This is a genomic window from Paenibacillus sp. S150, from assembly GCF_019352175.1.
In the GTDB taxonomy this organism is placed as follows: Bacteria; Bacillota; Bacilli; order Paenibacillales; family Paenibacillaceae; genus Paenibacillus_AQ.
In genome coordinates this window covers 106587-125930 of sequence record NZ_JACBYI010000009.1, presented here as the reverse complement: position 1 = coordinate 125930, position 19344 = coordinate 106587, and the positions used below count along the sequence as shown (strand labels likewise).

Sequence of the window (19344 nt, the reverse complement as noted above, 5' to 3'; positions counted from 1 at the left end):
TCTCCTTACCACTCGATATCGTCAACGGATACCGGAGAAGGGCTGGTTGCCGTCTTCCGTACCTTAGCGTTGTTAATCTCTATGACCCGGTCTGCCATCGGCGCAATCGCCAAATTATGCGTGATGACGATGACTGTTGTCCCGGTGTTGCGGCAGGTATCCTGCAGCAGCTTCAGCACCTGCTTGCCGGTGTTATAATCAAGCGCTCCCGTCGGCTCGTCGCAGAGCAGCAGCTTCGGCTGCTTGGCCAGCGCTCTGGCAATGGCGACGCGCTGCTGCTCACCTCCGGACAACTGGGCCGGGAAATTATCCAGCCGCGCTCCCAGCCCCACATCCTCCAGCACCTTACGCGCATCCAGGGCACGCGGTGAAATCTGGGAAGCAAGCTCCACATTCTCCAGTGTGGTCAGATTGGGCACCAGATTGTAGAACTGAAATACAAAGCCCACGTCATTGCGGCGGTAGCCTGTCAGTTCCCTGGCACTGAATCTGGCGATATCCGTACCGTCGACAATGACCTGGCCTTCGTCGGCAGAATCCATTCCGCCAAGAATGTTGAGCACGGTTGATTTGCCCGCACCGCTGGGCCCCACAATTACGGCAAATTCACCTTTATTAATCTCAAAATCAATCCCGTCGTTGGCAACAATTACATTCTCGCCCATCTTGTAACGCTTATACTCACCCTTTACGGCAACAAAGCTCATTTCTCATCCTCCTGTCGCTTTCGAACCCGCCGGTCTTTTCTCCGCTTCAATGCGGTGCCCGGCGCGGCTTTATATTGTTCCAGTTTATCATAAATCCAGCTCCGGGGCCTGTTAAGGCATGCTGCAGGGGATGGGGCTATGCACGGAACAGACATTTTCAAAACATTGGTATACGGGTAAATTATCAGGATTGATTAATTTTGAATCTGGAGGCCTTGAAATGAATTACGACAAGTCAAAAGACGCCATTGCAAACGAGGCAGTCTCCTATGTGGAGCGCTATAAAAAGTACGCCTGGTTTGATGAGCCCGCCACTATTTATGAGCTGGACACCTTAAAGCTTCTTCAAGTCAAAAACATTACCACCTTCGAGCCGCTGCAGGAATTCGGAAATCTTAAGCAGCTGGAGTTCGGAACCACTGATTCTACGATGACCGTTCCGGATCTGATCGGCCTGGATTCCGCCGTAAATCTGGAACGCTTGGGTTTTGTAAGTAAGTCGAATGTCAAAAAGAATATCGGGGTCATTTCACGTTTGAATAATCTGAAATCGCTGCAAATGCATTATCTCCAGAACACGCTGCCCGATCTGTTGCTGTCCCCTCTTACATCCCTGAAATCGGTTAGCTTTTCCAAGAAAAACCATGACAGTCAGAGTGTTCTTCCGGACAGTCTGGAAAGCGTCAGTATGAGCTTTGACGAGATTGCAGCCGTGCCCGGCTTTGCTCCCGCACTGGGTGTAAAGAAAGTCTCATTGGGCGGCAGAACCTGCCAATTGGAGAGCCTGGATTCCTTCGCAGCCTTCCCGAATGTAGAGGAAATCCGTCTGCTTGCTCCCAAGAAGCTCACGGACCTTTCCTATGCAGCGCAGCTTAGGAGGCTGCGGATTTTGGAGGCCAACTTTTCCCCTGTAACCGATTTGAGCCCCTTCTGCCAGCACGAGCGGCTGGAGGAGCTCCGGCTTAGAGGCTCGGCTGTGGAAAGTATCCGCGAAATGGGCCAGTGCCCCGGCTTAAAAACATTGTATCTGGAAAAAACAAAACTTAAAGCGATCGATGGCATACGGGAGCAATTTCCCCAGCTGGAGCTGCTGTGGATTTGGGAGACAAAAGTGAAGGATTTATCCGCTCTAACAGATATGCGTTCGTTGAAAAATCTGGATCTGACCTTGCTTAAGCCAAAATCGTGGGACTTCCTCCCGAGCTTAACGGGACTGGAGACGCTCGATTTATGTAAAACCTCTTTTTCAGATCCCGGCCTGCTGCTGAACCTGCCCCGTCTGAAAAAGCTCCGGCTGTCCGGCAGCCAGGCGGACCCCCGGTCAAGCAGCTATAAAGAACTGGAGGAGGCTATTATTGGAAGGCAGGGTACGGGGATCAAATAGAGGATTCAAAAGTTCAATCGATTGTAACAAGAAAATAATTCAGCCGCCGATGCTGGCTGCAGGATAGTGTTATAATCACGTTGATTTATTCATTCTTGGAGTTGAAGAATGAAGAACACACAGAAACAGGTGATCAGATGTTTGAACTAAAATGGCTGTGGCAGAATCTGGAGGGGAACCGGACGAGGTACATTCTGGCGCTGTGCCTTTCGGTAGCGGGCTCAAGTCTTATGATCGTCAATCCGTATATCAGCCAGCGTATTGTCGATACGTTCGTTGCCGGAGACAGTGCCCTGCAGAATCTGACCGAGCAACGGGGGCTGCTGATTGCACTCTGCCTGGGTATGATCGGCTTTTCTTTGCTGCGCACGGGTCTGGCTTATGTAACGACCATGCAGTACGAGCGCTCCTCGCAAAACATGCTCTACCGTATCCGCATTTATCTCTACAACAAAATCCAGGGACAAGACCGGGAGTATTATGACCGCAACCGGACCGGCGACCTCATGACCAAGATGACAGGCGATCTGGACATGGTCCGGCATTCCATGGCGTGGATATTCAAAACGATTATCGAATCCTTAACGATTTTCATTGCCGCTGTGATCTATTTCTTCACCATTAATACCGAGCTGACGCTGTGGATGCTTACCCTGTCGCCGCTGATATTTATCGTGGCCTACATATTTGCCAAGCATGTCCGCCCCATGTATGTGGACCTGCGCGAGCGGCTGTCCCAGCTCAACACAACTACCCAGGAGAACATTTCCGGCAACCGGGTAGTCAAGGCGTTCGCCCGCGAGGCGTACGAGATTGAGAAATTCACGGAAAAGAACGTCAACTATTCGGCAGCGAACAAAAAAGCCGCACTCGTATGGCTCGATTACTTTCCTTATCTCGAAACCTTCGCCCAGGCCTTCAACGTCATTCTCATGCTTGTCGGCGGGCTGCTCCTTATGAACGACCGGATCACCTTTGGCGAATTCGCCGCCTTCTCCTCTCTGATCTGGGCCGTATCGAACCCCATGCGCAACATCGGTATTATTATCAACGACATTCAGCGTTTTTTTGCCAGCCTGACCAAGATCATCGAGATCTATTACGCCCGGCCCGCTATTGTCAACGAGCACCGCCCCGTCACCAAACGCCGTTATGAAGGGCGGATCACGTTTGAGCATGTCCGCTTCAAATATGACAACGCTACCGTGCTGGACGATGTCAGCTTCACGGTTGAACCCGGGGAAACCATTGCCATTATGGGCTCAACAGGCTCGGGTAAAACAACGCTCGTTAATCTGATTTCCCGCTTCTACGACGTCTCAAGCGGACGCGTGCTGGTCGATGGCGCGGATGTCCGTGAGCTGGAGCTGGATGAGCTCCGCGGCAACATCGGCATGGCGACCCAGGATGTGCTCCTGTTCTCCGATACCATCGACGGAAACATCGCCTATGGCGACCCCGAGCTTCCGGAGGAAGAAGCCGTGGAGTTTGCCGGGCTGGCGGCCGCGCACGATTTCATCTCCCGCATGCCCGAAGGGTATGACACCGTTGTCGGGGAACGCGGAGTCGGCCTGTCAGGCGGACAAAAGCAGCGTATAGCGCTCGCCCGCGCCCTGGCAGTCCGCCGTCCCATCCTGATTCTGGATGATACGACCTCCGCCGTCGATCTTGAGACCGAGGAGCATATCCAGCAAAGCCTGCGCGAGCTGGATTATCCCTGCACGAAGCTCATCATCGCACAGCGGGTGTCCACTACAGCGGAGGCTGACCGCATTCTTATCCTGGACGGCGGACGGCTGATTGAAGAAGGCACCCACGCCGAGCTGCTGGCTAAGCGGGGCTACTACTATGATGTATTTATGCTGCAGAACGAGGGTATTGGAAGGCAGGTGACCGCGCATGGCAAGGAATAGATTCGACGTCGACGAAAACCTGGAGTCGCCCTTTGACATCAGGCACTTCCGGCGTGCAATGGTATATATCAGACGCAAGAAAAAGCCCATGCTTCTCGCATTTGTGCTCAGCGCGCTCTCGGCAGCCATCGCTTTGTCGGCTCCGCTGATCATGCAGCATGTAGTCGATGTGACTATTCCTGCAAAGGCAAAGCTGCCGCTGCTGGGCTGGTCGCTCCTGATGCTGGCAACCATTGTGGTCAGCGTAATTCTGGCTACCCTGCGCTCGCGCATCATGACAAGCGTCGGGCAGGACATTATTTTTGACATCCGCACGGATTTGTTCAAGCATCTGCAGGAGCTGCCCTTCAAATATTACGACGACCGACCGCAGGGCAAGATTCTGATCCGGGTTGTGAATTACGTCAATTCGGTATCGGATGTATTATCCAACGGCATTATCAACTTTGTTCTGGAAATCGTTAACTTAATTTTTATCGCCGCCTTTATGTTTGCTGTAGATGTACGGCTTTCATTTGTCATTCTGGCCGGACTGCCCGTGTTCCTGGGAATTATGCTGCTCATCAAAACCCGGCAGCGGCGCGCCTGGCAATCGGTGTCCAATAAAAGCTCCAATCTGAACGCCTACCTCCAGGAGAGCATCAGCGGCATCGGCGTGACGCAAAGCTTCTCCCGTGAACAGTACAATGAGGGAACCTTCACACGACTGGCCGGAAATTTCCGCAAGGAGTGGATGAAGGCGCTCAATTACAACACGCTGATTCCTTTTACCGTTGATAACCTGTCAACAAGCGTTACGGCATTGATCTTTCTGGTGGGCCTGCTGACGCTGGACCCCAAGGACGTGACACTCGGCGTGATTCTGGCGATGAGCAGCTACGCCGCCCGTTTCTGGCAGCCGATTCTGAGCCTCTCGAACCTGTACAATAGCTTCATTAATGCTGTTGCCTATCTTGAGCGCATCTTCGAAACGCTGGATGAGCCCGTGACCGTCAGCGATATTCCGGATGCAGAGGAGCTGCCGCCCGTCCGGGGCCAAATCACTTTTGACAATGTGACCTTCGCCTATGACCCGGGGCTGAACATTCTGGAGAACATCAGCTTCGATGTCAGAGCCGGCCAAAGCATTGCCCTGGTGGGACCGACTGGCGCGGGCAAAACAACGGTCGTCAATCTGATCTCACGCTTCTATAACCTTACCGCCGGCAGGATTCTGATTGACGGGGAGGATATCTCGCAGGTTACGCTGAAATCCCTGCGCAGCCAAATGGGCATTATGCTGCAGGACAGCTTCATCTTCTCCGGCACCATTCTCGACAATATCCGCTACGGCAGACTGGACGCCACCGAGGAGGAAGTGATAGCCGCCGCCAAGGCCGTCTGTGCCGACGAATTCATCCGTGAATTTGATCAGGGCTACCTTACGGAGGTCAACGAGCGCGGCTCCAAGCTGTCCCAGGGACAGCGGCAGCTCATTTCGTTCGCGCGGACGCTCCTGGCCGATCCGCGCATTCTCATCCTGGACGAAGCGACTTCTTCCATCGACGCGAAGACCGAGCGGCTGCTCCAAAGAGGTCTTAATGAGCTGCTCAAGGGCCGCACCTCGTTCATTATCGCGCATCGGCTGTCCACCGTGAAGAACTGTGACCGCATCATGTATGTATCGAACAAAGGCATTGCGGAAAGCGGCTCGCATGATGAGCTGATCGCCCGCCGGGGCCTCTATTACAGATTGTATACGGCGCAGAAGATGGAGGCTTAAAGCCGTTCACCAACTCCGGACAAGCCCAGGCTGTAGTTCAAGGCCTGAGCTTGTCTGCTTTTCCATCAACTATTCGGCTTCGGCGGCTCTTCCGCCCCGTATTTCGCCAATATTTTCCGGATATAGCTTCCAAAGGCTTCCCGAACCCCGGGGGGCGCTATAACTTCGCATTTGTCTCCAAACCTCAACAGCACATCATATCCGAATGCATTGTTGATGATCGGAAACTCAGCCAGGCAGCTGTTCCCCTCAATGGCTGTGATGTGATCTTCACCGTATCTTTCAATCACTTTATCCTTAACAGACAGATCCATTCGTACCGTGACCGTAACCCATTCCCGGCTCATCCAATCCGCCCCGTCCATGGGAAGAGGAGAAAAGCCGCGGGGAGGGAAGGTTTCCTTCAGGACCTGAAGTCTGCCCATCCGGGCCAATTTAAAGATCCGGTAGTCCTCCCGCTCCATACAGTAAGCTTGCACATACCAGCTGCTTTCCTTAAAAACAACCCGATACGGCTCTATTTTCCGCGAGCTCACGTTGCCGCCTTTATCAATATAATCGAAGGTCAGGTACCGTTCTTCGTTGATGGCCGTTTCTATGCTGCCCAAAAGTGAACGCAAGGCTTCATTTCCCTGATTCAGGGATAAATCCACAGCGAATCTGCTTCCTTCGGCTGACGTTCCGCCTTCGGGGCTTATACTGTTCAGCTTTTCCAGAACATGAACGATTTCTTTATGATCATACAGCTGCCTGTAGCTCCCCAGACTTGCCGCCAGTGTTTGCACATCCCTTTGAGTGAACAGTTTCTTATCCACTTTGTACGATTTCATCAAGCCTACCCCGCCCGCAGCACCTTGAGTAGAGAAAACCGGCAGGCCTGCCATTGCCAACGTATCGATATCCCTGTAAATGGTTCTGCGGCTGACCTCCAGCCTGCGTGCAAGCTCACCGGCACTTACCACCTCCTGATTCAAAAGAATCATGATCATGGCGATCAAACGCTCCACTTTCATCCTATCACCTCAATCTAAGTATGCCATATTGTTGTCATATTTGGCATGCTACGCTATAGCTGCAACTAAATTAAATGTGCAGGAGGAATTCGAAATGAGTAACTTTAGAGTGGAAAGAAAAGAGGAATTTCGTATCGCAGGCTTTAAAACGGCTCTGGAGGGACCGGAAAGCATCCATTCGCCTCAATTCACCCAACAGAAAACCGAATTTTTCAAAAAGGTCATTCAAGACGGGCAAATGGCGCGTCTTCGTCCGCTGGCTGAAAGCCCCTACGGCTATGGAGCGGTAGCTATAGAGGAAGGAACTGTCTTCTATTATGCGGGAGTCCAAACCTCGCAGCCTGCCCCCGGCCAGGCAGAGGCTGTTTTGTTCCCGGAGAGTGACTATCTGGTCCTTACGGGAAGCGGAGGCCTGTCGCGTCTGGCCTTCGACCGGTTGGAGGATCAGGCCTTTCAGGAGATACTGCCTGAGGATTCCGAATGGGAATATGCGGGTGCTCCTGTCGCCGAAATTCTGCTGAATGGCAATCCGGCCGATGCCCAGGTGGAAGTATGGGTCCCCGTGAAGCAACGAAATGACCGCTGAAATGCTTCTTTGCCACTAATTCAGGATATGGCAATAAGAGAACGCCGGTTGTAAGGACGTTCTCTTTTGCTAAGGTCCCCTATTCCATAGCAGGAAGCTTACTGTCTTCCGCCTTGCGTGCCGTCTCCCCCTTGAGTGCCGCCGGTTCCCCGGCCGCCGTTCATGCCCGGGAAGCCTCCACCCGTTCCGCGTCCGCCGCCATCCGTTCCCCGGCCGCCATTCATCCTTGTCCCTCCATTTCCTGTCGATCCGGAGTCCGTATCCGTTATCTTTTGAGCGGTAATGGCGTCGCAGGAGCTAAGCAGCAGGGAGCAGCAGAGCGCTGCTATAAGGCAGGAAATATAGTGCCCCTTGGTCCGCATCCTTAATCACCTCTCCTTTTCAGCATATAATCATATACGTCCTTAAATCCCATATACGACAACACGACCAGCAGCGGATACACCGGGTAAATATACCGGGACTTGATCTCCCACAACAGATAAAATCCGATGAAGCCCAAAATCACCAGAATTAAAGAGGCTTCCTCATAGCTTTTGGCGCGGATTCCGCCAAGCAGACGGATGAATATGAAGCCATACATCAGAAAGTTCATCACATACAGCACCCAGAGCAGCCCGCTCCGGTAATTGGAATCTCCCTTGAACAAATCCGTAGCGAAGCTGGTATAGACATACCGGTCCATTACAAAGCCCATTCTTCCGCCTGTGCTGGATGAGCCGTCATTGCCGATGCCGTATCTCTCAACCTGGTACGTCCCTTCGGTCCAGGTCCATACAAGCTTTTTGAAATACATATGGACCAGTTCGCCTGCGGTCGCCCCGGAGATTTTGCTGCTGATCTCCTCCTTGAACAGCTCCTCGCTTGCCGCCTTATTATAATTGGCTTCCCTCTGGTATATACTGTAGCTCTCCCGGTTGTCCCAGAATCCGAATGTCTCCAGATTAATTCCCATATTCAGCCACATGTAGACCGGCGCGGAATTGGTGTTCACCGGCTCCTCCACGATATCCGCGGCCTGCAGCACGGCATTTTGAGTCCAGCCTGGAACATTGAACAGCAGGGCCGTGATGAACACAGAGGCCAGTGCCTTCTTCACTCCAACCGCCCGCAGGTTGAATAAAAGGCTCAGAATCACGGCAATCAGAAAAATAACGCCGATGCTTCTGAAGTAATTTCCAACCGCCAGAAGGGCTGCTGCGATGATGATATCCTTCATTGCTCTTCTTTTGCTAAACTTAACGGCAAAGTATAGGGCGCTGGTCAGAAAAGCGGTAGCAATCACATCGTTATAAATAAAATTGCTCATAAACAAGGAAGGAATATAGGTTGCCGCAAAAACCAGGATGCCATAGTCGTGATCCTTGGACTTGCTGTTCAATTCTTTGTACAGCAAGTAAATCATTAACGTGGTAACAAGTGAGAACAGAATATTGAATATTTTGATCACCAGGTAATTATCCGGAAATAAGAGCAGCAATGTCTTCAAGTACAAGACGATGGAGAAATTGAACGGGAACATATGAAGATAGCCGCCCGTATCAAAAGAGGAATAGTCCTGCCGGTACAGCATATCCATCGCCAGGGCGAGCACCGTCTGGGAATCATCCGTAGGCAGGCGGGTGAACAGGAAGATAATCACGATCTGAACGGCAAAGGAAAACAGCAGTGTAGCCGGAATGACGATCTTCCTGCTGTACTTATTAAGCTTCAGACACAATCTGTACAAAACGGCACTTAGTGCGAGGACAATGGCGATGACCACAATGAAAAGCCCCAGCTTTTGTTTCTCCAGGACCGGCGTATCGCCGTATGCGAAATAATTATACTCCGCTCTGAGAAAAAAGGAGGAAGCGATAAAAAGTCCGATAAAGAAAATAAGCACGATATACAATATCCTTTGAATTCCCCTTACCATGGAATACCTCCTTCTGCGGCACTGTTATAGAGGTATTATAAGCAGCCAATCTGAAAGGCAGATGAAAATCACCTGAAAACAAGAACAAAAAAGACACTGCGGAAAATCAGAGTTAGGTGTGATCGATCTATCTAACGCCGTAAAGATTTCATGCTACAATCTTTACAGTGTTAAGATCACGGAAAGGAAGGCTGCAGGAAGTGAAGGAAAAACCCTACCACCACGGCGATTTGCGGAATCAGCTTATCGAAGCAGGCATTAAGCTTATTAATACAGACGGCATCAACAGCTTTTCCCTGCGCAAGGTCGCCGCAGAATGCAAGGTCAGCCACACCGCCCCATACAGCCATTTTAAGAATATAGATGAGTTGGTTTCCGCCATGGGGGTGCATGTAACGGAGCAATTTATGGATTCACTGCGCACATCCATTCAGGGAAAGGAAGGCAGCCATGAAGCAATTTCCCAGCTTGGGCAGGCCTACATTGATTTTTTCATTGAGCATCCGCAGTATTTCCAATTTCTTTTCTACCACTCGGGCATCATCATTGATTTGGACAACTATAATTCTGACAACTATCCGCCATTTGCTCTATTCAGGACGACTGCCTATCAAATTTTCCGCAACAGCGGTTTGCCTGAAGCAGAGTTTTCCCATCAATTGATTTCTTTGTGGTCGATGGTGCACGGAATTGCCTCACTGCTTACCAATAACGGGGTCCGGTATTCGGGAAATTGGCGTGATTTTTTTGCAGCCAAATCTGTGTTTAAGGAGAATAAATGATGAAAATGATTGTACACGACCTGCAGCAGCAAGAATTCGAAGGTTGGATTAATGGCGAACAGGGGGAACTGACTGTCATATCGGACAATGGCACCATCCGCCAGTGCATGGGCTGCTTCGGCTGCTGGACCCGCACGCCCGGAGTATGCGTAATTAAGGATGGCTACCATAATCTGGGGGAGCTTCTCTCCAAAAGCGGTGAAGTGGTTATTATCAGCGAATGTATGTATGGGAGCTACAGTCCCTTTATACTCAATGTATTGAATAGGAGCATCTCTTATGTTCTTCCTTATTTTGTGACCAGGAACGGAGAAACGCATCACCGCAGCCGTTATGATCACCAGTTCGTATTGTCCGTGCATTTCTACGGCGGTGACATCACCGGCGCTGAACAAGAAACGGCAAGAACACTGGTCGCGGCGAACAGCGTAAATTTATATTCTCTAGAGAACAATGTGTATTTCCATAACAATCTGCAAAGCGTCAAGGAGGCCGTACTATGAAAATTGCAATGATCAACGGCAGCCCCAAGCCGGCAAACAGCAATTCCGCCATTATGCTGAGGACACTTGATCCGCTCGTCAGCGCCGGGAATGAACTTACCTACTATAATCTGAACAAAAAACCGCTCACCCCTGAGCAATACAGCGAGCTGTGCCGCATGGATACACTGGTTATTGCCTTTCCGCTGTATGTGGACGGGATACCGTCGCATTTGTTCAGGATGCTCGCTGCGCTTGAGGAACACCTGAAAGCGGAACGCGGGCAGGAAATTTACGTGTATGCCATTATCAACAACGGTTTTTTTGAGGGCCGGCAGAATCACATTGCCCTGGACATCCTTAATCACTGGTGCATCCGGGCCGGTCTTCATTTCGGGCAAGGCATCGGTCAAGGCGCCGGTGAAATGATGGGCTTTCTGGAGAAGGTCCCTCCCGGCCAAGGCCCGCTTAAGAACCTGGGAAAAGCCATGCAAAGCCTGGCCGATAATATTCAAGCACGAAGCACGGGTGAAGCCATGCTGTTCAGCCCGAACTTCCCGCGCTTCGCCTGGAGATTTTCCGCGACACACTCCTTCTGGAATGCCGCTGCCAAAAAGAATGGATTGAAGAAAAAAGATCTGTTGAGGAAGCTGTAGAGCGGCAGACCATCGCTGCGGATAATTTTCCGTTCCAGGCCTAATGGAATAGGACCTGATGAGACTCTGCGGAGGCTTTCGGGTGTCCAATGAAACGCCTAACTCTGCAACGGGAGCTGATCGAAATAACCCATACGCCAAACATCATCACGGGCTTGCGGATCATCGGCTCTGCCGGGCTGCTGTTTGTTAAACCGCTGTCGGCCATTTTTTTGATCATCTATCTTTTATGCGGGGCAAGCGATGTTTTGGATGGCTATATTGCCAGAAAAGCCGGTAAAGCCAGCTCGTTCGGCGCAACGCTTGACAGCATTGCCGATTTTATTTTTTTTGGCACCCTGCTCATTATCTTTATCCCTATGCTGCAATATCCATGGTGGATCTTGGGCTGGATCGGCATCATCCTGCTCGTTCGCCTGGCCTCTTTGGGAGCCGGCTTTGCCAAATATCATGAGCTTTCTTTTCTGCATACCTATGCCAACAAAGCCACGGGCGCAGCGCTGTTCCTGTTCCCTTTCAGCTACACCCTGTTTGGCCTAAGCATCACTGCAGCCCTAATATGCGGTATAGCCACTCTGTCGGCGGCGGAAGAACTTGTAATTACACTGACATCCAAGGAGCTGAACAAGGATACGCCATCCATCTTCGTGAAATAAATGCTATATTAATTGAACTTAAAATCTTGAGCATGTAATTCGGATAACCAACGGGGATTGGTTGTATGACTGTAACGGATTTTGAGAGTCGGGGTCAAAGACACCTGTTTCACGAGATTCTATCCTGCAAATTCATTTCACTGCTTATCTTTGCATCCTCTAGGGTGCCGCTCGGCGGCATGGATGTCTATTGTACAAAGTGCAGGCCTGTTGATTAACTAATTTATGGAAACGTGAGGTCATTAGCCAAAAAGGCAACCCATTCCACAGGCAAGCGTTGCAACGTAAATAAACGATCAAAATCGGCAAACTAAGGGCGGCTTTCTGGTTATCATGTTCATTCGATTTCATAACCTACGGTCAATCTGAAACCGTACAATTCGTATCCGAGTTGGGTATAGAGCCGAATGGCCTTGCGGTTGGTTCCATGGGTGCCTAATGTCGCGATGCTTTTACCCCGCTGCTTAAGATCGTTCAATGCCGCACATATCAGATTTCGCGCAATCCCTTTTTTCTGCCAATCCGGGACTACAAAAACATTTTCCGTGGCACTTCTTTCCTCCGTTATTCTCCAGGTCGAGGTGTTTCCGATTAACCGGTCACCGCTAAATGCGCAGAAATTGGCCATTTCCGGCGTTCCCTGCATCCAGCTCAACTGGTTGATGCTCCAGGCCACACCTTCAAAGGAAGACAGCTCTGCCCGGTGATATTGCTCCAAGGCTTCGCTGTTATCCAGTGCAAAGGGCGATACACGCACACCTTCCGGCAAAGGATAGCCCGGAATCTCGCGGCTAAGATCGAATTTGAAAATAACAATCGTATCGTAAATGGTGAATCCGCGCTCCAGGAAATAGCTCAATTCTTCATGATTGTCTGTGCCGATATATTGCGCCATCACAATACGTTTTTGCGGATGCTCTGCTTTTATTGCTCTGGACCGCCCGATTAGTGCAGCTGTCAGCGCATCTTTCAGCGCTTCTTGCTCTACTTGTTCTGCAAACGTAATTTCATAGGTCAGGTATCGTATATAGTTCCGGTCCTCATCATGGCCGGCTGCTTCGAAGGTGTCATGCTTCATTAGATGAGCAACCGCCAACAGTTCATCCTCCCTATTTACCGCGCAGAACATATCTCTCCTGTCGAAATCCCCATGGTACAAATACAGCATTTTAAGCACCCAATCCAGATCTTCGAATTTCTCCGCATCTTCCTCCAGCGGATTCCGGATTACAAAGTCCTTCATCAATGAAAAAATCGTCTCCCCTCTTGTTGAACGCTTCATCACGGACTGCATTCTTTTATCTATATCATAGATAATCATTCCTAAGCCGGGCAAGGGAAAACTCAATTATAGACATGATTTACGTTATCCGGTATTCCAGAAAAAATCAGGTGGTTCATATTCACCCGCTGCGGACCACACGAAAGCCTTGGTCGGGACCTTGGCCGTTCGCCTCGAACTTGCCCCGGTAAGACAACTCGCTGCTGCTGGCATCGCCCATCCAGCCCCCGCCCTTCAGAACCCTGTAAGAGCCGCTGTTACTGTCCAAGTCTCCGTACCAGTTCCAGCACCATTCCCTCACATTACCCGACATATCATAAAGTCCTAACTCATTGGGTTTCTTGCCGCCGATGGGTTTTGTTGTATTATGATTATTTTCTATAATAGGCCAGTTCCAGTTTCCTGATAAATATTTATCTCCGGCGTTTTTCCAATACCAGGCTGCTTCATCCGCATTATTGCTTCCGCTGTAGAGGTAACTCTTGCTCAGTTGGCCTCCGCCCGCAGCATATTCCCACTCCGCTTCTGTCGGCAGCCGGTAACCATCTGCCCCTTCATTGACCGTTACTGTCCATTTCAGATTATCGTATTCACTTTTGTTATTTTGATCTATTCTGATTTTATTTATATTGTAATAAGGCTTTAAGCCTTCTTTTAGGCTCCTTTTGTTACAATACTCAACAGCGTCATACCAGCTGACCATTTCCACCGGCAATGTGCCGCCTTTGAATTGTGAGGGATTGCTCTCCATTACCTCTGTCCACTCTTTTTGAGTCACCTCATATTTGCCGATATAAAAGTTGGATAGCGTTACACTTGTTCCATAGTAGTTGGACTTGCTGTTCATAAAAGCCCCGCCTTTAACCCATACAAAGTTATCAGAGCTTTCCTGTAAATGATCAGGATTTTCTTGTACGCTGTCAGCCTTTTCCTGTGAACAGGCACTGACGATAACAGGAATTGCCACTAGAAGGAAAATCAATAATTTTCTCATCGATATAGCTCCTTTAAACGGATAGGAACAGCCAGGTAATATTGAAGCAGTATGCAGGTTGTATATTTCCGGGAATATATAAGGCCGACGGCTGCAAGACCGGCGGCCCCGGCAAGATCAAATTGATAAATGGCCTGCTACCACACTGTTACGTTGGCACTGCCGCTGCTTTGATACCCCTCTACCGCCAGCACCTGGTAAGACCAGCTGCTTCCCAGATTCATTCCTTTGCTCGCCCATGCGTTAACATGGTTGCTAAAGGTGATGGCTACGTTGCTCCCGGTGGCTCTCTTCGACTGCCGCACACTCCAGAACTGGGTGAAGGTTTGTGTGCCGTCAATGGAAGGAGCGTTGACACGCTGAGTTGTATATATATCATACGTACCACCATCACTGCTCACGGTGCCTTTATTCGTTCCGGTAGGTCTGTAAGTGCCCCAGCTGTCAACGACGTAATATTCTATGAGTGAGTTTCTTGTCCACCCATAGAGAGTCAAATATCCATTGCCCGACGGTGCCCAGACCCCCGCATTGTAATTAACTACCCTGGATGCCGATCCGCTTCCCCAGCCTTTGCCGACAACAAAGTTTCCGACATTGGACCAGGTAACACTGTAGTTCCCTCCAGAACCATTGACAGCGTTTACAGTTCCGCCCCCATCGGTCCAATTTTGCCAATAATCTGTCGCTGCACTGGCGGTTGCTCCAAACAAGCTGACATAACCCAATGAAGCTGCAATAGCTAACGTCATGATTTTCTTAGTGAACTTAAACATTTTTAACCTCCCAAAATTTTTCTATCTGTTACTGCTCCGCTGCATACTGCTTGAATATTGCCTGGTATAAATCACTCCTTTATCCTGCGCCATAGTGAACTTTCTGACTATCCCCCTCCCCTGCGAAGAAACTCTCTTCTAAGTATAATTACAAGACAATTCCTGCCTTGTTAATAGTAAATTATAGGAGGTAAGCGCATACATTACAATTTACCAAATTAAAGGTTAGCACCAGATTTTCTCACTAACCTTTAGAAAGTATTGGGAAGTTACTATCCCTTTCTCCCATGACTTTTTTGTAAAAACACATATGTGCTCTCATTGGACAGCCCATCGGCAAATCCGAAATCAAGCCCGGTAAAACCTTTGATATCCTCCACGCACCCAATTTGCCGCTCGGCCATAAAGCGTACCATTTCACCTCTGGCCATTTTGGCCGGGGTCGCTTTTTCGATCACCTTACCGCCAATCTGCTGTCCGAATACACAAGTAACCATTTGAATATCCGCACCCAGATAAGGGGATATGCACTTGCTGTATTCCTTGGAGGCCAAATTCAAAATGCAGCCGCTCTCCGAAAAAAGCTGATCCGCCAGTTTTCTATTCCAAAACTCATAAAGAGAATCGAAGCCCGCCCCGTCCAGCTTGGCCTGCATCTCCAGCCTGTACGGAACAACACCGTCTAACGGCCGGAGCATCCCATAGAAGCCAGACAATATCCGTAAATGCTGCTGAAGATACTCCAGCTCCCCCGTTTGAAGCACACCGGGTGCCATGTACTGGTATTGCAGACCTTCATAAGACATGAGGGCCGGCGTCAAACTACGGGTTAAATTCATATTCCGGATCCGCTCAACATTCAGCGCGGCAATGGCATCATTGCATTTCCAAATAGATTTTAATTCTTCATCGCTCAATTTTTTCAACAAGGCCAGAAGAGCTTCCGACTCGCTTAAGAATTGCGGCAGCCGGCGGCAACCCAAGAAATCCGTATCCGTCTTCATCTTTTTGGCAGGCGAAATAATTATTCTCATAATGCTCCCTTTTCTTGCCCCCGCGGGGAAAATATATGTACTATCCTATCATATTTCACTCTCTTAGGCTCCGGGCAAGCAACGGGCAGCTGCCTTATTGCCGCAAGCACCGTTGAACAGCGGCATCACATCAAAAAGCCCAAGCACCCGGCATATAGCCGCAGGCTTGAGCTTTCCAAAGTTATTAATGTTATTAGCCGATCGTTGTAATCACTGTATCATAAGGAGCCAATTCCAGCGTCTGCAGGCCGTACTCCGTCTCAACCGAAGTCTTCTGCGGCTCAGCGCTGTTGTTGATCACAACCAGGATTTTACTCTCAGGATAATAGGCGCACTCTGTATATAGGTTATCCGTAATATACTTTGTCTCCTGCAGCTCATTGCCCGCAAAGCGAATCAGATTCATCAGCAATCTTGTATTCTCGAAGCTGAATTGAAGCGAAGGAAGATAGATTCCCTTGCCTTTGCCGAAATCATGTGCGGACACTGCGAGCATGCCATCCGTTTCATTCACTACCGCAGCCGAACCATCGGTAAGATAAATGCTGTTCTTGGGTGTGATGCCGGCCCCTTCAGGCACCAAACCATGCTCATCCCTGACCCCATACGTCCATCGTCCATGAGCTGCCCTGGAGCCGGTATCTTCATCCACACCGAGTACATGGGCCATCCTGAAAAAGCTGTCGTACCCGCTCACCGCCGAAGGCTGGTTAATGCCGATAAAGGTCCCCCCCTCATACACCCACTCTGTTAGTATGTCCACGCACTTGTTGTCTTTCCAGTAATCCCCGCCGCTCCAGGCTGAACCGGCGGAGCCGGCATTGATCACTACATCAACGTTCTGCAGTTTACCCTGACGGATATCCTCAAAATCAATGAACTGCACATCCACCGGCAATCCGGATAACGCTTCATTGATATGAATCAAATCATGCATATGCGTTTCATGGAAATGGCCGGACAAGGTCCATGATCTCAATTTGCCCCAAGCGTGCAGAATGGCTACCTTCGTCTTGATCTGATACGGCTTGCCTTGCTGATGCAGCTCTTTGATTTCCCTGAATTCATTGGCAATCTTCTCGATATAACCGCAAAAATCCGGGTATGGCTCTACCAGATGCAAATACCCGCCCAGTCCAATCCGGTCAATAGGCTCGCGCAGCAAGGCGCGCCGGATGTTAATCCAGTACTTTTTGGCATCCAGAGTGGGATCGCCCCCCTCCATAAAGGTAGGGGCGCCGCCCAGCCCTACCGGGAACAGGTACGGATGCAGCCGGATCTCATGCGTATCCACGTTCACACCTGAACACAGTCTTGCCTCATAACCTGAGAACACGCATTTAATTATCCCGTCGAAGCCAAACTCCTGAAAGCGGTCGTTGTAAGGCTCTATGCCCACCCAGCTGTCATCATAGAAGACATAAGCCTGCTTGCCGTGTTTGTGCACAATATCAATCAATTGCTTGCCAAATCCGATGACAAAATCATTGATAAAGGCCATCCAGTCGAGCTTGCGCTGTTCAGCCGGGACATGGCTGACACGGTATTTGCCCCCATTCACAAAATCCTCGGCCGTCAGCGCATACCCGTATTTTTGAGCGAACAGCTCCAGCGCCCTGGAGCTTACCGTAAAATCGTATGAACCCCAGTCCGAGAACAAATGGCGGTTGCGCTCACTGCTGCCCCAGATCCAGGCGAAATTATAAAATAAAGAGGTAAACCGGACCACCGTTGTTTCCTTATGCTGCGTACACCAGGCTTCCATCCAGTCCAGCAGATACCTTTGCGTTTCCGGATAGACAGGATCAATCTGCATCAAATGCTCTTTGTCCCAGTTATTCGTGGTATGATTGTACATGGAAATCTCTTCCCAGATCCGGCAGGCCATGAAGCTGACCGTGTATTTATGCCACGGCGCAATTCCGGTCAGGACCACATTTCCCGATTCCCGCTCATAATTCCACTGCTCTCCGGGGACTTCCTCCCCGGTCGTCCGGTCAACAACCTGCCAATACTTGAACGCCTCTCTGGAATCATTCACTCTGAATTGTTCAGCAAAAAAATCCTCCATCAGATAGATGGATACATAATCCTGCACCGCTACCTTCGGATTGGTAATTAAAAAACACTGCTGCAGCTTATCCGGATTTTGCGATGCCCACGCGTTATGATCCCTGATGATACATATCGTAGAATAGATACCGTATCCTGCATTGATGATCTCATCGGACAGCTTCGTGCCGTCACTGTCACGGATGACATCGGCACCCCACCGTTCCGCGAGTTCCAGGGTCAGCGCCTCATAACCGGATTCTCCCGGCAGCGTAAAGGCTCCCGCTCTATGTTTGGACAACTTGGTTCCCCCCTATTTAAGCATGTCGGACAGAAAAGCGAGCGCTAAGCCTTGTCCCCAGCCCTGAATCCAGTCTTTGGGAATATTGCGGTACCCTTCCCGGTCCTTCATCACCGCTGTTCCGCCCGATACCCCCAGTACCCGCCCATCCTCGCTGATATTGCCCAAGATGCCTTGCAGAGCCTTTTGCACATATTTGGTATGCAGCGGATTGCCGTTATTGATCATCGCCGCCGCAATCCCGCAGGATGCAGATACTTCTTCATAGGATTCCTCGTCATCCAATACCGTCCGCCACAAGCCGTTCTCCGTCTGCACCAGCTTCAGTGCGGCCAGCTGATCCCGGAGCGAGCATTCAACGTCCATACATTGCGGATACAAATACCAGTCCTTCAGCAGCGGTTTGACCTGCGACATGGTATAGGCTCCCCAGGCATTCGCTCTCCCCCAGTACAATCCGGACATGTGATCCTGCTTCACATTATTGTAGCCATGGTACCAGAACCCGGTGCCGGGGTCCTGCAGGTATTTGATGTGCCAGTAATATTGATTCAGGGCATCCTGGATCATATCCTGATCATTTAATTTGCTTCCTGCGCGGAGCAGAAAAAATGCCGCCATAAACAACGTATCCGCCCAGGCCTGCTCCGGAAAATCATTCGCTATGGATACGGTATGCTGCAGCACATGGTCTCCGAATCTCAGCGCACTGTTCTGGAGATAGTCGACCTTGCTCATTGCAATCTCCCAATATTTCTGGTTGCCTGTCTCTTCATACAAGGTGATCAGCATATGTCCCATGGCACAGGTGTTCACCGTCCAGTCCGGCAGCCCCAGCTCAATATATTCATCCGCCCACCGGACAAGCATCTCCAGATACTCTTTATTTCCTGTGGTCTGATAGGCTCTGGATACCCCGTAATAAGCCACCCCGCAAGGCCAGTCCCACGTTAAATCCATCGCCAATGTTTTTCTGGCCACTTTGCCGATGACGCTTAATATCTCTTCCTTGTCATATGTTAATTGAAGCATCTGTATTCCCCTCT

At 50.2% G+C, this 19344-nt stretch carries 18 protein-coding genes; 8 read left to right on the top strand and 10 right to left on the bottom strand.

What is annotated here, in order from left to right; translation table 11 throughout:
• Positions 1-5: 5 nt before the first annotated feature.
• Positions 6-707: an ABC transporter ATP-binding protein gene (locus HYD27_RS11595; protein ID WP_219215162.1), complete on the bottom strand. Its 702-nt coding sequence runs from the start codon at positions 705-707 to the stop codon at positions 6-8.
• Positions 708-927: 220 nt separating this feature from the next.
• On the opposite strand from HYD27_RS11595, the gene HYD27_RS11590 reads away from it, so the two are divergent.
• The 3 genes from HYD27_RS11590 (at position 928) to HYD27_RS11580 (ending at position 5766) form a co-directional block, all read left to right on the top strand.
• Positions 928-2091, top strand: a complete 1164-nt coding sequence (locus HYD27_RS11590) for a leucine-rich repeat domain-containing protein (RefSeq protein WP_219215160.1) — start codon at positions 928-930, stop codon at positions 2089-2091.
• A gap of 137 nt (positions 2092-2228) precedes the next feature.
• A complete protein-coding gene (locus HYD27_RS11585) occupies positions 2229-4004 on the top strand; it encodes an ABC transporter ATP-binding protein (RefSeq protein WP_219215158.1) in 1776 nt (591 codons plus the stop codon).
• Positions 3991-5766, top strand: a complete 1776-nt coding sequence (locus tag HYD27_RS11580) for an ABC transporter ATP-binding protein (protein ID WP_219215155.1) — start codon at positions 3991-3993, stop codon at positions 5764-5766. The genes HYD27_RS11585 and HYD27_RS11580 overlap by 14 nt, the downstream gene beginning before the upstream one ends.
• 65 nt (positions 5767-5831) lie before the next feature.
• Here HYD27_RS11580 and HYD27_RS11575 read toward each other — a convergent pair whose 3' ends face one another.
• Positions 5832-6779 carry a helix-turn-helix transcriptional regulator gene (locus tag HYD27_RS11575; protein WP_219215151.1) on the bottom strand — a complete coding sequence of 316 codons (948 nt, stop codon included), beginning with the start codon at positions 6777-6779 and terminating at the stop codon, positions 5832-5834.
• A gap of 94 nt (positions 6780-6873) precedes the next feature.
• On the opposite strand from HYD27_RS11575, the gene HYD27_RS11570 reads away from it, so the two are divergent.
• A complete protein-coding gene (locus HYD27_RS11570; RefSeq protein WP_219215148.1) occupies positions 6874-7365 on the top strand; it encodes a GyrI-like domain-containing protein in 492 nt (163 codons plus the stop codon).
• Between the two features lie 98 nt (positions 7366-7463).
• Here HYD27_RS11570 and HYD27_RS11565 read toward each other — a convergent pair whose 3' ends face one another.
• Together HYD27_RS11565 and HYD27_RS11560 are read right to left on the bottom strand one after the other, a co-directional pair.
• Positions 7464-7727, bottom strand: a complete 264-nt coding sequence (locus HYD27_RS11565) for a hypothetical protein (RefSeq protein WP_219215146.1) — start codon at positions 7725-7727, stop codon at positions 7464-7466.
• A gap of 2 nt (positions 7728-7729) precedes the next feature.
• Complete coding sequence (locus HYD27_RS11560) at positions 7730-9283, bottom strand: glycosyltransferase family 39 protein (protein WP_219215143.1); 1554 nt, start codon at positions 9281-9283, stop codon at positions 7730-7732.
• A gap of 200 nt (positions 9284-9483) precedes the next feature.
• On the opposite strand from HYD27_RS11560, the gene HYD27_RS11555 reads away from it, so the two are divergent.
• The 4 genes from HYD27_RS11555 (at position 9484) to HYD27_RS11540 (ending at position 11859) form a co-directional block, all read left to right on the top strand.
• Complete coding sequence (locus tag HYD27_RS11555; protein ID WP_219215141.1) at positions 9484-10065, top strand: TetR/AcrR family transcriptional regulator; 582 nt, start codon at positions 9484-9486, stop codon at positions 10063-10065.
• Positions 10065-10568 carry a flavodoxin family protein gene (locus tag HYD27_RS11550; RefSeq protein ID WP_219215140.1) on the top strand — a complete coding sequence of 168 codons (504 nt, stop codon included), beginning with the start codon at positions 10065-10067 and terminating at the stop codon, positions 10566-10568. Before HYD27_RS11555 ends, HYD27_RS11550 begins: the two co-directional genes overlap by 1 nt.
• The gene (locus HYD27_RS11545) at positions 10565-11203 is read left to right on the top strand and encodes an NADPH-dependent FMN reductase family protein (protein WP_219215138.1); all 639 of its coding nucleotides are present in this window, start codon (positions 10565-10567) and stop codon (positions 11201-11203) included. The genes HYD27_RS11550 and HYD27_RS11545 overlap by 4 nt, the downstream gene beginning before the upstream one ends.
• Before the next feature lie 89 nt (positions 11204-11292).
• Positions 11293-11859: a CDP-alcohol phosphatidyltransferase family protein gene (locus tag HYD27_RS11540; protein ID WP_219215137.1), complete on the top strand. Its 567-nt coding sequence runs from the start codon at positions 11293-11295 to the stop codon at positions 11857-11859.
• 337 nt (positions 11860-12196) lie between these two features.
• Here the strand turns inward: HYD27_RS11540 and HYD27_RS11535 are convergent, their stop codons facing one another.
• The 6 genes from HYD27_RS11535 to HYD27_RS11510 all read right to left on the bottom strand — a co-directional run bounded on the left by HYD27_RS11535 (position 12197) and on the right by HYD27_RS11510 (position 19330).
• On the bottom strand, positions 12197-13141 hold the full coding sequence (locus HYD27_RS11535) for a GNAT family N-acetyltransferase (RefSeq protein WP_219215135.1): 945 nt from the start codon (positions 13139-13141) through the stop codon (positions 12197-12199).
• 121 nt (positions 13142-13262) lie between these two features.
• A complete protein-coding gene (locus HYD27_RS11530) occupies positions 13263-14135 on the bottom strand; it encodes a formylglycine-generating enzyme family protein (RefSeq protein WP_219215133.1) in 873 nt (290 codons plus the stop codon).
• Between the two features lie 137 nt (positions 14136-14272).
• Positions 14273-14911, bottom strand: coding sequence for a glycoside hydrolase family 11 protein (locus HYD27_RS11525; protein ID WP_219215131.1), 639 nt, complete (start codon positions 14909-14911; stop codon positions 14273-14275).
• Positions 14912-15183: 272 nt separating this feature from the next.
• A complete protein-coding gene (gene yaaA, locus HYD27_RS11520; RefSeq protein ID WP_219215127.1) occupies positions 15184-15945 on the bottom strand; it encodes a peroxide stress protein YaaA in 762 nt (253 codons plus the stop codon).
• A gap of 193 nt (positions 15946-16138) precedes the next feature.
• A complete protein-coding gene (gene gnpA, locus HYD27_RS11515) occupies positions 16139-18298 on the bottom strand; it encodes a 1,3-beta-galactosyl-N-acetylhexosamine phosphorylase (RefSeq protein WP_219215124.1) in 2160 nt (719 codons plus the stop codon).
• A gap of 12 nt (positions 18299-18310) precedes the next feature.
• Positions 18311-19330: a glycoside hydrolase family 88/105 protein gene (locus HYD27_RS11510; RefSeq protein WP_219215121.1), complete on the bottom strand. Its 1020-nt coding sequence runs from the start codon at positions 19328-19330 to the stop codon at positions 18311-18313.
• Between the last annotated feature and the right edge of the window lie 14 nt (positions 19331-19344).

Excerpts from the sequence above, each read along its gene's own strand:
- HYD27_RS11595 (WP_219215162.1), bottom strand. The coding sequence starts at position 707 with ATGAGCTTTGTTGCCGTAAAGGGTGAGTATAAGCGTTACAAGATGGGC.
- HYD27_RS11590 (WP_219215160.1), top strand. The coding sequence starts at position 928 with ATGAATTACGACAAGTCAAAAGACGCCATTGCAAACGAGGCAGTCTCC.
- HYD27_RS11585 (WP_219215158.1), top strand. The coding sequence starts at position 2,229 with ATGTTTGAACTAAAATGGCTGTGGCAGAATCTGGAGGGGAACCGGACG.
- HYD27_RS11580 (WP_219215155.1), top strand. The coding sequence starts at position 3,991 with ATGGCAAGGAATAGATTCGACGTCGACGAAAACCTGGAGTCGCCCTTT.
- HYD27_RS11575 (WP_219215151.1), bottom strand. The coding sequence starts at position 6,779 with ATGAAAGTGGAGCGTTTGATCGCCATGATCATGATTCTTTTGAATCAG.
- HYD27_RS11570 (WP_219215148.1), top strand. The coding sequence starts at position 6,874 with ATGAGTAACTTTAGAGTGGAAAGAAAAGAGGAATTTCGTATCGCAGGC.
- HYD27_RS11565 (WP_219215146.1), bottom strand. The coding sequence starts at position 7,727 with ATGCGGACCAAGGGGCACTATATTTCCTGCCTTATAGCAGCGCTCTGC.
- HYD27_RS11560 (WP_219215143.1), bottom strand. The coding sequence starts at position 9,283 with ATGGTAAGGGGAATTCAAAGGATATTGTATATCGTGCTTATTTTCTTT.
- HYD27_RS11550 (WP_219215140.1), top strand. The coding sequence starts at position 10,065 with ATGAAAATGATTGTACACGACCTGCAGCAGCAAGAATTCGAAGGTTGG.
- HYD27_RS11545 (WP_219215138.1), top strand. The coding sequence starts at position 10,565 with ATGAAAATTGCAATGATCAACGGCAGCCCCAAGCCGGCAAACAGCAAT.
- HYD27_RS11540 (WP_219215137.1), top strand. The coding sequence starts at position 11,293 with ATGAAACGCCTAACTCTGCAACGGGAGCTGATCGAAATAACCCATACG.
- HYD27_RS11535 (WP_219215135.1), bottom strand. The coding sequence starts at position 13,141 with ATGAAGCGTTCAACAAGAGGGGAGACGATTTTTTCATTGATGAAGGAC.
- HYD27_RS11530 (WP_219215133.1), bottom strand. The coding sequence starts at position 14,135 with ATGAGAAAATTATTGATTTTCCTTCTAGTGGCAATTCCTGTTATCGTC.
- HYD27_RS11525 (WP_219215131.1), bottom strand. The coding sequence starts at position 14,911 with ATGTTTAAGTTCACTAAGAAAATCATGACGTTAGCTATTGCAGCTTCA.
- yaaA (WP_219215127.1), bottom strand. The coding sequence starts at position 15,945 with ATGAGAATAATTATTTCGCCTGCCAAAAAGATGAAGACGGATACGGAT.
- HYD27_RS11510 (WP_219215121.1), bottom strand. The coding sequence starts at position 19,330 with ATGCTTCAATTAACATATGACAAGGAAGAGATATTAAGCGTCATCGGC.